Annotated in this window: 11 protein-coding genes; 8 read left to right on the plus strand and 3 right to left on the minus strand. The window is 57.3% G+C overall.

The window, feature by feature from the left end; all coding sequences use genetic code 11:
• Positions 1-15 precede the first annotated feature (15 nt).
• The 8 genes from Q7U76_10865 to Q7U76_10900 all read left to right on the plus strand — a co-directional run bounded on the left by Q7U76_10865 (position 16) and on the right by Q7U76_10900 (position 10,992).
• Positions 16-3,387 carry a hybrid sensor histidine kinase/response regulator gene (locus tag Q7U76_10865; GenBank protein ID MDO8356879.1) on the plus strand — a complete coding sequence of 1,124 codons (3,372 nt, stop codon included), beginning with the start codon at positions 16-18 and terminating at the stop codon, positions 3,385-3,387.
• Between the two features lie 64 nt (positions 3,388-3,451).
• The gene (locus Q7U76_10870; protein MDO8356880.1) at positions 3,452-3,970 is read left to right on the plus strand and encodes a chemotaxis protein CheW; all 519 of its coding nucleotides are present in this window, start codon (positions 3,452-3,454) and stop codon (positions 3,968-3,970) included.
• Positions 3,964-4,413 carry a chemotaxis protein CheW gene (locus Q7U76_10875; protein ID MDO8356881.1) on the plus strand — a complete coding sequence of 150 codons (450 nt, stop codon included), beginning with the start codon at positions 3,964-3,966 and terminating at the stop codon, positions 4,411-4,413. Before Q7U76_10870 ends, Q7U76_10875 begins: the two co-directional genes overlap by 7 nt.
• Positions 4,414-4,455: 42 nt before the next feature.
• Entirely contained in the window at positions 4,456-5,850 is a 1,395-nt protein-coding gene (locus Q7U76_10880) for a response regulator (protein ID MDO8356882.1), read from the plus strand.
• Between the two features lie 53 nt (positions 5,851-5,903).
• Complete coding sequence (locus Q7U76_10885; protein ID MDO8356883.1) at positions 5,904-6,851, plus strand: hypothetical protein; 948 nt, start codon at positions 5,904-5,906, stop codon at positions 6,849-6,851.
• Positions 6,852-6,930: 79 nt separating this feature from the next.
• The gene (locus tag Q7U76_10890) at positions 6,931-7,737 is read left to right on the plus strand and encodes an AAA family ATPase (protein MDO8356884.1); all 807 of its coding nucleotides are present in this window, start codon (positions 6,931-6,933) and stop codon (positions 7,735-7,737) included.
• Complete coding sequence (locus Q7U76_10895) at positions 7,700-9,862, plus strand: HD domain-containing phosphohydrolase (protein ID MDO8356885.1); 2,163 nt, start codon at positions 7,700-7,702, stop codon at positions 9,860-9,862. Before Q7U76_10890 ends, Q7U76_10895 begins: the two co-directional genes overlap by 38 nt.
• Positions 9,863-10,470: 608 nt before the next feature.
• On the plus strand, positions 10,471-10,992 hold the full coding sequence (locus tag Q7U76_10900) for a hypothetical protein (GenBank protein MDO8356886.1): 522 nt from the start codon (positions 10,471-10,473) through the stop codon (positions 10,990-10,992).
• An 18-nt stretch (positions 10,993-11,010) separates the two neighbouring features.
• On the opposite strand, the gene lpxD is transcribed toward Q7U76_10900, so the two are convergent.
• From lpxD to fabF, 3 genes are read right to left on the minus strand one after another with little or no spacing between them, the layout of a single operon-like run.
• Complete coding sequence (gene lpxD / locus Q7U76_10905) at positions 11,011-12,099, minus strand: UDP-3-O-(3-hydroxymyristoyl)glucosamine N-acyltransferase (protein MDO8356887.1); 1,089 nt, start codon at positions 12,097-12,099, stop codon at positions 11,011-11,013.
• Positions 12,100-12,103: 4 nt separating this feature from the next.
• Positions 12,104-12,427, minus strand: a complete 324-nt coding sequence (locus tag Q7U76_10910) for an acyl carrier protein (GenBank protein MDO8356888.1) — start codon at positions 12,425-12,427, stop codon at positions 12,104-12,106.
• Positions 12,428-12,451: 24 nt separating this feature from the next.
• Positions 12,452-13,708 (minus strand): beta-ketoacyl-ACP synthase II, encoded by a 1,257-nt coding sequence (gene fabF / locus Q7U76_10915; protein ID MDO8356889.1) that lies wholly within the window; start codon positions 13,706-13,708, stop codon positions 12,452-12,454.
• Positions 13,709-13,794: the final 86 nt, after the last annotated feature.

The following is a 13,794-nucleotide window of genomic DNA, read 5'->3' on the forward strand; positions in this document are numbered from 1 at the left end:
TAAGAAAGGATAGGGATGAGCTCCGAACTTGACCGAGACGGCCTCGTTGACATTTTCGTCGCTGAAGCGTCGGAAGCGATGTATATCCTCACCAAGGCATTCCATCCGTCCGATGGGACGACGCCGACACCCGCGCAACTGCAAGAGCAGTATGTCTGGGCCCATAAAATTCGCGGGGCGTCAGGACTCTACGGATACGAGGGGTTAGCCCTGTTGGGGGCATTGCTGGAGTCCACCTTGGAAGAGGCGCCGTCTATCCAGGCCGCGCGCTGGCCGAAGGCATTGGAGGCCTTACGTGGGATGGTGACCTCGTTCGAGTCTCAATTGAAAGTTGTTGCACAAGGCGGCGCTGAAGACCCATCAGTGAGTGCGCGATGGAAAGACGAAGTGGCTAAATTATTCCCGTCTGTACCGGCCATGGTTCCATCAGAAGCAACCCTATTCAGACCGGATTATCTCGTCCCGACTCTCGATCCCGAGGTCTTGTCGTATTTCGCTCCGGAAGCGGAGGAGTATCTGCAGACCATTGAGTCGCTCCTGCATCGTCTGCGTCATGACTCCAAAGATGGAGAGACCATCCAGACGCTCTATCGCACGGCCCACACGCTGAAAGGGTCTGCGCACACGATCGGATTTAAGGTCGTCGGCGACATGGCTCATCCAATCGAAGATTGCATGATCGCGGTTCGTGAGGGACGGGTTGCCATGTCGTCAACGTTGGTCGGCGCGATCGGTCGAGCGGTGGAGGTGATCCGTCTGCTCATGCGTCGAGACGACGAGAATATTACTCAATTGCAGCATGATGTGCCAGAAGTCACTCAGGCGCTTGAACAGATTCGCAGTGGGGAGGGTATTGTGGTGGAGGCTCCGGCGGTTGCTCCGATCGAGTCGACGGTGCCCGTTGCGGCGGCCGTCATGGATCGTCCTGTGGAATCTACCTGCCCTGAAGGGGAAATGCCTTCCGCCGAGAGTCCTTTAACGGATGAGTATCTGTTGCCGCTTCTGGATGCCGAAGTGCTCTCCTATTTTGCCCCGGAAGCCCAGGAATATCTCGAATCACTCGAAGCGCAACTGCTGCGTCTTGAGAAAGAACAGCACAATCCGGAAGTCATCAATCAGCTCTTTCGGACCGCGCATACGCTGAAAGGGTCTGCCTACACGGTTGGATTCCAGTCGATTGGCGATCTGACGCATTATGTTGAAGATTTTATGGGCTCGGTGCGGGAGGGGCGCGTCAAGATTCTCCCCGGGCATACGGACGCGCTGTTGCGATCGGTCGATGTGGTTCGCCTGTTGATGCGGAGAGATTCTTCATCTCTCGACATGCTGCGCCAGCGATTTGCTGTGGCGATGCAAGGACTCAAGCAGCTCGATCAGCTAATGGCGGCTCAGTCCGTTGAGTCGAGGCGTGCCGTTCATTCAGTCGCGTCGCCGGTGGAGCAAGAGGCACAGGATCAGCAAGACGCTGAGCCTGCCAAGACGGTGGACGGCAAAGCGGCGGAGGATCGTGAAGTCATCCGTGTAAGCCGCGATCGGTTGGAGCGACTATTGAATTTGGTCGGCGAGCTGGTCATCGGCCGGGGTCGGCTCGAGCAGCGGTTGCATATGCTCGAGAATCTTTCGCAGCAAGTCTTAGCCTGTAAGGGGCGATTAGTCGAATCGGTTCGTTCGTTTGAGGAAAAACATACCTTCACGCTTCCGGTCGCCTCCTCGAGCCCGGCGGCCGTTCCGTTCCAGGGAGTGGCCGGTCTCAGCGATTTCGGCAGTCTTGAGTTCGACAAGTACGACGATTTCAATATTTTGGCCCGCCGCATCAGCGAGGTCACGGCGGATATTACTGAGTCGATGACGCAATTGAGCGGATCGATTCGCCGTTCGCATGAAGACATGAGCCACTTGGCACAATTGACGCTGGGTATGCGGGATGAAATTGCCAGGGCACGTATGGTGCCGGTCGGCACGCCATTCACGCGATTCCGCCGCGCCACACGCGAGATGGCTCGCGCAACAGGGAAAGAGGTGGCATTGGTCACCTCCGGTGAACATACCGAAGTGGACACGGGCGTCGTGGAGCGGCTGGTCGATCCGTTGGTGCACCTTGTGCGTAATGCGGTCTATCACGGGATCGAGCCTGCTGCGGTTCGCGTGTCGAAGGGGAAGCCGGGAGCAGGGACGATCTATCTCCATGCGTCCCATCGCGGGAATGCCGTATTGATTGAAGTGGAAGACGATGGAGCGGGGCTCGATGTTGAAAAGATCCGGGCCAAGGCGGTGGAACGAGGGTTGATTCGCGCAGAGGTGGCCCGCGTGTTACCGGAGTCAGAAGTGATCAAGTTTATTTTTATGCCGGGATTCTCGACGGCTGACCAGATCGGTGATCAGGCCGGGCGAGGGGTCGGCATGGATGTGGTGAAACGTGTCATTGAAAGTATGAACGGCCACATCGATGTCGAATCCATTCGAGGTGTGGGGACGAAGTTCACCTTGAATCTCCCGCTGACCTTGCTGATTGCCACGGCGCTCATGGTGAAGGCCGGGAGTGAGCGTTATGCGATTCCATTGCCATCGGTACGCGAAGTCACGATGTTGACAGCCAGTTCACATCAACGCATGGGCGAACGGTCGATCTTGCATATCGGCGATGAGGCGATCGAGGTGCAGCCGCTTCAGCAATTGCTCACTCGGAATCGCGTGCCTGTGGAAGTCGGGAGACCGGTGGTCATCGTGAGAACGGCCGCTGGCATGATCGGTTTGCTGGTTGATGAATTGCTCGGCCGTCAGGAAATCGTTATTAAGCCCTTGGGGTCGTTCAAGTCGTTGGATCGTTCCAGCTTTGGCGGAGCGACCATCGATCCGGAAGGTCGCGTAGTCCTCGTATTGGACCCGGCTCGACTGCTGGCCCGAGAGGCGCCAGTCGCGGCGGGACCGGAGTTGTCGTTAGACGCGTCAGCCTCCGTGGAGGCCCTGATTCCATACGTGGAGGCGCCAGAGCCGAAGGCGTCGGAACCGTCGATTCTCTTAATCGACGACTCCTTGAGCATCCGGAAGTTCGTGGGCCGGATGTTGGAGTCTGCCGGGTATAAAGTCGATACTGCGGTGGATGGAGAAGAAGGTCTCCGTAAAGCATCGGCACAAAACTACCGATTAATCCTTACCGATCTTGAGATGCCGAAGCTCAATGGCTATGAAGTGATCCAGGGATTACGCAGCCGGGCGCAGACGCAGCAGACGCCGATTATCGTGATGACGACCAGAGCCGGAGATAAACACCGGCAAATGGCTCTGAATATCGGCGCGAGCTCGTATATTCCCAAGCCGGTTGAAGAGCGGGCGTTGATTCAGGAAATTGAGCGATGGATCGGTAAAGAGGCCACCGTGCGTCAATAGGCTCTCTGCCGCCTGATTTTCGAATGGTTGTTGTAGCTGAGTTGTTGTCAGAACTGGAACGATCATGAGTTTACGAGGTCATCTTAAATCGACGAATGTGCTCGTAGAGACGGCTAGCTTCTTGGTCGTTCGTCTGGGGGGGAGTTATCTGGCATTGCCAGCAGATGGCGTTCATGGTGTGCTCACGCCCGAAGAGGCTGGCCTGGAGCAGGCTGTGACGGCGACAGGGACGCTCTACCAGCCGGTTGATCTTGCTCACTTGCTCTCGGTGGTGGCCGATCTGTCCGGCCTCGAAGTACGGACGGTGTTGTATTCGAATGGGCATTCACATGGCGCGATTCGTGTCGAGCAGGTGGTCGGCTTGACGGACGTCGAACGAAAGAATTGTCTTCCGTTGCCGCCGCAGTTTCGATGCGATGAACGACGGTGGTTCGGGGGGATGATGCTGTATGAGGAACTTCTGGTGTTGATCGTGAATCCTGCCTGGATGCTGGGAGAGTTGGCTGAGGTGGTCTCTGTGGGCGCGAGGGAGACCTCGCAGCTGGTCACCGTTGGTTCGCTCACGGTTGGTGGATCGTGCTGAGGGCGGCTCGAGGGCAGCAGCAGACTCAGACGACGAAACGGTCGTGGAATGTGGTGATCTTCTCCATTGGTGGGATGAAGTTGGCCGCACGGACGGAAGATGTGGGGGGCGTGTCACCCTGGACTGATAGTATTCCTGTGCCGAGTCGGACACCGTTCGTGCAGGCGATGCAGAAACGGGATCATGAGGTCATGCCGGTGTATGAATTGGCGAACAGGTTGAGTCGCACCTTGCAGGGAGATCCATTGCTGTGCCTGGTCGCGCGTCATGTCGATGGACCGATGGCGATCTGTATTGATGCGGCGGTACCGTCTCTCGAAACCGTAGATGCCGCAGCGATTCGACCCACTATCGGCGGTGATCTTGAAACGCTTGGGTCAGTCACGATTGGTGGAGACGACGTGACGATCGTGGCCTTGCAACGACTGGGACGGTTAGGATAGGACCTCGTTCGAGGTTCAAGGTAATGGGGAAAGGAAACTGAGATGCCAAACGTGCTGGTTGCCGATGACAGTATTGCCGTTCGGAAAGTCGCGGAGCGGTTGCTGACGGAGGCTGGATTTGGAGTCACTCTTGCTGCAAACGGTGAAGAGGCGTTGGCCTACTTGGCCAAAGAGAAGCCTGACTTAGTCGTCTCAGACGTGATCATGCCGGATAAGAGTGGGTACGAAGTCTGCGCCTTTGTGCGCGCGCAGAGCGGGTTGGCGAACACCCCGGTGCTCTTGATCTCCGGTATTGTCAACGAGGAGGTGACCAGGCAAGCTGAATCTTGTCATGCCGACGGAGTGTTGAAAAAGCCGTTCCAGGGTACTTCTCTCAAGGATCGGGTGCTTGAGTTATTGTCCAAGAGACAAGCGCCGGTTGCTCCTGCTCCGAAGCATGTTGAGCCGGTGCCAGAGACGGTTGAACCGATTCATACAGCACGTGTCAGCGACGAACAATTGGAAACGTATCGGCAGACGGCTGCGCGATTGAAACCGCTTGAGGAAGAACTTCAGGTTGAACGAGACCGATCGGCACAACTCACTCAACGAGTGGCGCAGCTTGAGGGGCAGTCGGGCAATATGAAGGAACTCGAGTCGATGCTGGCCCGAGAGCGAGAGCAGACGGCTCAACTGAAGATAAAGCTTGCAGAAGCCGAGGAGGCGACTGCCCGGGTGCAGGAGCTCGAATCGGTATTGAAAGATGAACGCGAGCAGGCGGCCGACGCCAAAAAGCAGGGAGTCGTGGTTGAGAGTCTGACGGCCCGTGTTCGGGAACTGGAAGAGGCTCTTCAGCAGGAACGTGAGGGCAGGGCGCAAGAGGCCTCGCGTCTCGCCGAGATGCAGAGGAGTGCGAGTCGAGTCCAGGAAATGGAGGCGACGTTGCATGCCGAGCGCCAGGCTGCCACGCAACTGGTCCAGCAGATGACGGCGATGGAAAAGACCGTGGCCCGATCTCAAGAGCTGGCGCAGCAATTAGCGCAAGAACAGGAACGTACGAGCGATGCAACGCGCCGGGCGGCTGAGGCTGAACGCCAGGCAGCCGCGCAACTAGCGCAGGAGCAAAAGCATGTGCAGGAACTTTCTCGGCGTGTGGCTGAGCAAGAACAGATTGTCGCACGGATGAGTATATTGGAACAAACATTGGCTGCCGAACAGGACACGAATCACGACCTCGCTGCGCGCCTTTCCGAGTCCCAACGTGCATCGGAACGAGTCCTGGAGTTTGAATCGTTGCTTCAGACCGAGCGAGAACGGAATAGCCTTCTGGCCAAGCGTGCATCTGATACAGAACAGGCAGCCGAGCAGGCGACCAAACGGTTTGAAGAGATGGCGACGAAGCTTGGTGAGATCGCAGGGTTGGCCTCTCAGCTGGGGAGTGGAAAACGGCGATCCTGAACTGATACGCCTCCCTCCCGTAAGAACTGTCACAGTCGTAAAGGACTGAGGTTATGGCTGCTGAGACGACAGATGATTTCCAGAAAGAGCTGATCGATCTCTTTGTTCAGGAAGCACAAGAATGGCTTCAGAACATCCATGTCGCCCTTGATGAGCTGCAACAGGGCCCAGCGCCGGAACGGCATGCCAAACTCATCGGGATCATTTCGGCAGGAGTAACAAATCTCGGCGGATCTGCGGCCACAATCAATCTCCCGGATGTCGAACAGGCCAGCTTCAAGGCGATTCCCTTCATCGAAGCCCTCCAGGATCCGACCAAATCGCTTTCCGTTCAGGACTTTCTGTCCCTCTGTAAGCAGTTAGGACAGATTCATACGGCCTTGACCCAGGCCACGGGGATCTCCTTTGAAGATGACGGGAGTGGGGCCGCGGCTGAGGCAGCCTACTCGAGTCTCTCATCTGCTGAGTTTTTGCAGGCCTTACAGGCGTTGGAGGAGAGACAGCCACAAGCGGTCATGTCCGGACGCAACGTCATCCGGGTCATGATCGAGCAGATAGAAGGGCAGGTTCAGGCCGGCGTTGGGCAAGTGGATGCCACGGTGATCCAGGGCTATTTGACTCGCGTGTCCGAAGCGGAAGAGTTGTTTCTGGAAGCAATTGGCAAGCAGATGCCTGCGATTTCTGAGAAGCTGAGTATTCTCGGACAGGACGGGGACGAACCCGCCTCACGCATGGCAGTCCTCGACGCCTCACTTCAGGATGTGGCTCGGCTTCGCAGCGAAGCGCAACAGGTGAACGCGGGGGCGGCCATGATATTTTTTGCAGGGCTGCATAGTTTAATGACTGTGGTGGCGCAGCGTCGAGTGCGTCTGGCTGCCGCACGGGTGGAAACAGTGAAGGCACGGCTTCACGTCATGGGCACCGCGATCCGGGAGTGGGCGGACCATGGGCGTGCTCAGCGGGCCGCGATCAATCAGTTGCTTCCCTCCAGCCAGTCGTGATGGATGTGCCGGAACCCCGCACAGAGGTTCGTCGAGATGCCTGCGGGAATCGCTATCGACGAGCGAAGATGATGGCTCAATGACGACAGACGTGGATTATACGAAGTATTGGGGACTCCAAACCCTCCCGTTCGACAATGTGCCGGACCCGCGATTCTATGTGCCCTGCACCCAGCATGACACGGCCTATCAGTGGTTGAGTTACGGAATTCAGACACGCAAGGGCATGCTCCTGCTCACCGGCGACATCGGGTGCGGAAAAACGTTGCTCAGCCGCAGATTGATCGGCGGGCTATCGCCTGCACAGTATGATATTGCGCTTGTTGCCAATCCCGCATTGTCCCCCTCAGAACTGTTGGATGAGGTATTGTCTCAGTTCGGACTCAACCCAGTGAGATCAAAAGCGGGACGATTGCAGCAGCTCAATGAGCGACTGCAGCTGAATGCACAGCACGGGATCAGTTCGGTCTTGATCGTGGATGAGGCGCAAGCGATTGAACGTGTCAAAGGATTCGAGGAGTTGCGATTACTAACGAACTTCCAACTCAATGACCGATTCTTGTTAACCGTGGTGTTGATCGGCCAGCCTGAATTGCGACATCGTGTCGCCAACATTCCACAACTGAACCAGCGAATTGCGGTCCGTGCCCACCTGGGCCCTTTCACGGCCGAGGAGACGGCGCCATATATGAAGGCTCGCATGGGCATCGCCACTCATCGGACAGATGTATTTACCAAGAAAGCAGTGGCAGCCATTTACGAACAGACTCAGGGGATTGGGCGGCTGATCAATGCGCTCTGTGATCAATGCCTCTTTGCCGGATCCCTCGAAAACATGGTAGAGATCGATGACCGACTTGTTCAGCGGGTCGGGCAATGCCGATGATGTATCGGCGAATGCTCAAAAAGAACGGCCGAAGGCCATGAACGAATACAACGTGCCTGATTGGTATCGGATTGCGCAGGAACAACTGACGGGCGTGGCTCTGGCCGTCCAGCGGCAGGATGCACTCGACTTGGAGTCCATCGCCACCTTGTCGACGGGTATTGGGGAGGCACTCAAGAGAAGTGACCAATTACTCGTGCAGGCGATGAGCGGGCCAGCTGGCCCCCCGCTGATTACCAATCTTGTGAATGTCGGGATTGTCGCAACAAAGGTTGGCGCCGGGCTGGGATACCACGGGAAAGAGTTGGAACGATTGACGTTCGCCGGGCTCCTGCATGACGTCGGTCTGTTTGCCGTACCGCAGTCGGTCATCAGTAAATCCAGCCGGTTGACCCACGATGAACGGATGCTGATTGAGCAGCATCCGGATCTCGGCTATGAGGCGATTCGAAAGGCTGGTCCACAATACGAGTGGCTGGCGCAAGTGGTGCGTCAAGCCCATGAGCGGTGGAACGGGCAGGGATACCCTAACAAACTGAAGGGACGGCAGATCAGCGAGTTTGCCCAAATCATCGGGGTCGTGGATGTTTTCGATGCCCTGGTGAGCCCGCGGGGCTATCGCCGTCGATATTTTCCGCACGAAGCGGTCCGAGAATTGATGGTGGCGGAACGAACGGCATTCCCGCGCGAGGTGGTGAAAGCCTTGGTCGAACAACTGTCGGCCTATCCGCTCGGCACCTCGGTGCGGTTGACCACCGGAGAGGTGGGGACCGTGAAGCGCGTCAATACGAACTACCCGCTTCGTCCTATCGTATGGATCGAGGGTGATCCAGTCCGCGGCCAGGAACCACGGCAACTTGATTTGAGCTTGACCCCGCTCGTGTCCATCGTTCAAACGCTTGAACCGCCTGACGTCGCGCGTTTGTCCTTTCCGACAATTGAGAAGAGTCCAATGCCATCTGCGGTCGTTCCCGCGGCATCCGATCAGTTCACATCGTTATTGGAAGGGTTGGATGCGCTGGCCAGCGCGATTCAAGGCGCTGTCGAGTCCAAGACTCCTGTACGAGAACAGGAGTCGACGGCGTTGTCGGGTGAGCGGAGATGGCCTGTGCGTTCTTCTGCGCAGAATCTGACGGATCCAAGCTTTGAGAAAGAAGTGATCGGGCTTTTTGCCCTCGAAGCGCATGAATGGCTGGCTCAAATTCAGGCGGCGTTGAGACAACTGGGTGAAGGGACGCACGAAACGGTGCGTCCGAAGCTTTACGGGATTCTCTTGCACGGTATTACCAATCTTGCCAAGTCTGCGGCAACGGTACAATTCCATGCGATTGAGCAGATGGCCTCGAATCTGCTTCCCATTCTCCACGATGTGGGGCGTCAGGAACCGCGTGCGATGACGGCAGCGCTTCAGTCGCTTCAGGAGGGGTTGGATCGGATCAATGTGGCTGTGCGTCGATTAGCAGGAACTCAAGAGGACGATCGTGCTGAACAGGATGGCGTTTCTGTTGCACCGGTGGAAGATACGCAGGAGATATCTCCTGCTATGGCCATGGATGATTCTGCGACTCTTCCGCGACAGTCCCCTGTCGCTACCGGGACTTCCAGCCCACCCCTTCTTCATGCGCTACGGGATCTGCAGCAGGCGCGTGCCCGCTCAATGCAACCGGCGCGCGATGTGCTGGAGGCCGTTATCAACCGAGCCGAGCGGGAAGCCAATGATCTTGATGTGGCCGCCGTTGGACAGATATTGACCGAGCTCGATCGCCTCGACGATGAGTTCCTTCACGAAGTCCGTCGCCAGGTCCCGATCATGAGTCGGACGATTGAAGAGTTACGCGCGCATGGGCCGACGGATTTTGTGACGGCGTCTCAACTCGATCCGATTGTCCAGCAGGTCGAGATTCTCTACGACATGGCCAGCCATGTGCAAGCGACGATGATCACGATGTTTTTGCAAGGCCTCCGCTCCTTTCTCATGGTGGCAGCCTATCGGAAGACCTCGACGTTGCCGCAACGACTGGAAACCGTCCAGGGCCGGATTCAAGCGTTGATTCCCATGGCGGAGCAATGGGTCAATATCGGGCGTGTCGAGCGATTGGCCATCGGTAATATTTTGCCAGTCTAGTTCTGTCCTGCCGATTCGCACAGTTCTGTACGATTGTTACGAGAGAATCTTCCTGATCGTATGGAAACGGTGCCTGTCTCCTCTGTACATTTCTGCGGTATCATCGCATCTCTATGGAATTGCACGGATTGTATTGCCTACCGATTGGGCAATCAGTGTGGTGTGCTGTTTCGACATGGTATTGGCCGCTCATCCACATGGTTATCCACAAGCCGTGCACATGTTTTGTGGACACCGAAGCTGTCCGTAGCAACGGACTCATGCTTTCCGGCCTTTTCCAGCGCGGAACTTCATGGGGTCGACAGTGAAAGACCGCTGGGAGAAGGCCGTTTTGCTGTCGACATCTGCCTTCATCCCGTGGACTCAGTCGAAGGGTATCCAGCTTCTCACAATCAGCTAGCCCGTTTGCAGTTGCTCAGGTGCCATCCACAATCCCTCATCAAGTCGCGGGGATTGGACGGCCAGCTAATTAGCTCTGCAGAAAAGATCGTTCTCCTCTTTCCTCGCATGCGACAAACAACAGAAGGATGGTATGATGCCGCCGATTTACGGTCTTTCTTCGTCGAGGACGAGAAGCCTGTCAGCGTAATGAGGTGGGGGAACGGCTGATGCCAAAACTTGTGACAGTCTTGCGGCCCGAGAAAATTCAGGAGCAAGCTCGTATCTATGTGCGGTCGTATATCCTCATGCCGTCCGGGGTGGTCGGACTGGTCTGTATGATTGGAGGGCTGGGATTGCTCGGCTATCAACTTCTGGCAAACCATACCTATACCTCGTTGACGTTTCTCGCCAGCTCGGGTCTCCTTGTGATCGGCGCATTGTTTGGGTGGGGGCAGACCCGGTATCACCGTTATCTATTGGCCGCCTTTCCGGAGGTGTATGCGGCGCGGATGCGAACGGCGGTGGTGCAAGGCAGCAAGAAGGCCAAGGCCGCGCCGGAGATGCCGGAAATCACCCATGCCGGACGAGGCTTCGTTCCGATACTCACCGTCGCCGGGGTGGCACTGATCTTCAGCGCATCGGCTGCAGCTATGCTGCAGGGGGACCTTGACCCCTTCCCGGCTGTGCTGATTCCCTGGGCGGGATTCTACTGGGCCAAGCTGTTTGGTTGGCGTGGAATTATCGGGTAGGGGTAGACGACCGATCCGTTATCTGGTTCGCTTCTTGGGTTTCGGCTTCGAGGTTCGAGGCGCCTTGCCTCGGGCCTCTATCTGCTTCATCTTTTCTTCCAATGTGCGAACCGCCTGTCGGAGTTCAGGAAGCCGTGGAATCACGGCTTGGGCTTTGACCCACACTTCATGCGGCATGACGGGAGCCCCGGAGACGATTTGATTCGGTTCGAGGTTGCGGTTCACGCCTGCACGAGCGGCGACCATGACTTGATCACCGATGACGATGTGATCAGCCACTCCTGCCTGTCCGCCGATCATGACATGATGTCCCACACGAGTACTGCCGGCAATCCCGACCTGTGAGACGAGGATTGAATGGGCGCCGATCGTCACGTTATGGGCGATCTGGACCAGGTTATCGACCTTCGTGCCTTGCTTGATCACCGTTTGGCCAAGTGTGGCTCGATCAACCGCAACATTGGCTCCGAGTTCGACGTCATCCTCGATCATGACCCCGCCGAGCTGAGGAATTTTATAGTGCCGTCCTTGATCCTGCACATAGCCGAATCCGTCGCTTCCGATGACCGTGCCGCTGTGAACGATGACCCTCGCGCCGATGGTGCAGCCTTCCCTGACGACGACGTTGGGATAGAGCAGCGTATCGTCCCCGATGGTGGTGTCGTCTCCGACAAAGACGCCTGGGTAGAGCCTCACTCGCGCCCCGATCTGTACACGGTCTCCGAGGGTGACACCCGGCCAGATTGAGACATCGGGACCGACCTGCGTATCGATACCCCGGACCACGGCAGGGTCGATGCCGCGAGGAGGGGCGACCGGGCAAAAGAACGCGTGGGCGACCTGCGCAAACGCCAATGTCGGATTGGCGACGACGATATGAGGGTTGGAGATCTCAGCCAGACGCCGATGGGAGAGGAGCATTCCGGCAGCGGTGGGCCCGCCAGTCTTGAGCATCCGGTCCCCTGTAACGAAAGTCAGATCGTTCGGGCCTGCCTCTTCAAAACTGGCCAGGCTTGTGATGCTGGCTTGTGGCGACCCCACAAGTTCTCCGCCGACGACGTGGTGGATCTGTGTCAAGGTGATGGGGGGACGTGGGCGCGTGGCCATAGTATTACGATTTCTTTTTGCTCTTCGGCTTAGGGATCTTCGCTGGTTTTGCCGGCTTCTTGGCCGCGGTGGGCGAGGCCGATTTTCCTAACCGCTGTTCAACGTAGGTGACGACATGGCCCACGGTCGTCAGTCCCACCAGATCTTGGTCAGGAATCTGGAGATCGAAGGCCTCCTCGATACGGTAGAGCAGTTCGATCACGGCCATCGAGTCGAGACCTAAATCGTCACGCAGATGTTGGGTGATGAGGATCGTGGCTGGATCGCGTTTCAGGTATTCACCCAAGGAGGTGCGGATCTTCAGCGATACAGTGGGGTCGGTTGCCATAGGTCGATTCTCTCAGTGGCGTGCTTAGGTGGTTGCCTGCTTCAATACCACAGCGGCATTGTTGCTGCCAAATCCAAAAGCGTTCAGCATGGCGACTTTCACACGACGTTCTTGTGCCGAGCGGGACAGCCCTGCTAGGGCACAGGCTGGATCCGGGTCGTCATAGTTGGCGGTTGGATGAATCTGGCCTGTGTGGAGGGCCAATACCGAGGCGATGCCTCCGATGGCACCGGCGGCGCCGAGGGTATGGCCGATCAGGGACTTGGTGGCGCTGATCGCGATTTTATCCGCGCGCGATTTAAACAGTTGCCTGATCGCCTTGGCTTCGACGGCGTCGCCGATTGACGTCGACGTGGCATGCGCATTGATGTAATCCACCTGCCCAGGGGTGATGCCGGCATCCGCGAGAGCCAGTTTCATCGTATTGGCCACTTCCAGGCCGTCTTCACGAGGGATGACCATGTGATAGGCCTCGCTGGTAGCGGCATAGCCCGCAATTTCAGCATAGACTCTCGCTTTGCGCTTCTTGGCATGTGCGGCCGATTCCAAGATCAGCGAGCCGGCGCCTTCACCCATGACGAAGCCGTCGCGCAACCGATCGAACGGCCGAGAGGCCTTGTCCGGTTGATCGTTGAACTTAGACGAGAGGGCACGCAGGGAGCAGAAACCTGCGAAGACAAGCGGGGTGATGCTGGCATCGGCCCCGACGACAATCACGACATCGGCCCGGCCCTCGCGGATACAGTGAAGTGCTTGTCCCAGGGCATGGGCGCTGGAAGAGCAGGCCGTGGAAATCGTCAGATTCGGGCCTTTGGCGCCATGGGCCATCGCGATAATGCCGGAGGCAGAGTTGAGAGTGATGGTGGGAATGAAGTTTGGATGGACGCGATGGGGCTTCTGGTGCTGGTAGAGTTGCGTGATTTCACGTTCGCCCATTACCATCCCACCCATACCGGCTCCCACGATCACGCCGACGCGGTGAGGATTTTCTTTGGTCATCTGGAGACCTGAGTCGGCCAGTGCTTCTTTTGCCGCCACAAGGGCAAACTGGGCGTACCGATCGACCCGATCGCCATGGGCGTTGTCGAGAAATCGTTCGACGGCGAAGTTGCGCACCTGACCTGCGACCTTCGAGCGATAGCCATCCATGGGAAAGGGGTCGAACGACGTAATCGCTGAGATCCCGGATTGGCCGGCGAGGGCAGCCTTCCAAAACTCACCGACCCCGATACCGATCGGAGAAACGACACCTAACCCTGTGACGACAACTCGCGAGCGCATCTTCTTGAAATCCTTTTGCAAATGCTTTGCTTCTACTTACCGGAAGCGCATGGAGCAGTCAACCGGGGGCGGGATAGGCTGGCTCC

This window comes from Nitrospirota bacterium (assembly GCA_030645475.1).
Classification (GTDB): Bacteria; Nitrospirota; Nitrospiria; order Nitrospirales; family Nitrospiraceae; genus Palsa-1315.

Coding starts and splice junctions, on each gene's coding strand:
- Q7U76_10865 (MDO8356879.1), top strand. CDS start 16: ATGAGCTCCGAACTTGACCGAGACGGCCTCGTTGACATTTTCGTCGCT.
- Q7U76_10870 (MDO8356880.1), top strand. CDS start 3,452: ATGAGTTTACGAGGTCATCTTAAATCGACGAATGTGCTCGTAGAGACG.
- Q7U76_10900 (MDO8356886.1), top strand. CDS start 10,471: ATGCCAAAACTTGTGACAGTCTTGCGGCCCGAGAAAATTCAGGAGCAA.
- lpxD (MDO8356887.1), bottom strand. CDS start 12,099: ATGGCCACGCGCCCACGTCCCCCCATCACCTTGACACAGATCCACCAC.
- Q7U76_10880 (MDO8356882.1), top strand. CDS start 4,456: ATGCCAAACGTGCTGGTTGCCGATGACAGTATTGCCGTTCGGAAAGTC.
- fabF (MDO8356889.1), bottom strand. CDS start 13,708: ATGCGCTCGCGAGTTGTCGTCACAGGGTTAGGTGTCGTTTCTCCGATC.
- Q7U76_10885 (MDO8356883.1), top strand. CDS start 5,904: ATGGCTGCTGAGACGACAGATGATTTCCAGAAAGAGCTGATCGATCTC.
- Q7U76_10890 (MDO8356884.1), top strand. CDS start 6,931: ATGACGACAGACGTGGATTATACGAAGTATTGGGGACTCCAAACCCTC.
- Q7U76_10910 (MDO8356888.1), bottom strand. CDS start 12,427: ATGGCAACCGACCCCACTGTATCGCTGAAGATCCGCACCTCCTTGGGT.
- Q7U76_10895 (MDO8356885.1), top strand. CDS start 7,700: ATGACCGACTTGTTCAGCGGGTCGGGCAATGCCGATGATGTATCGGCG.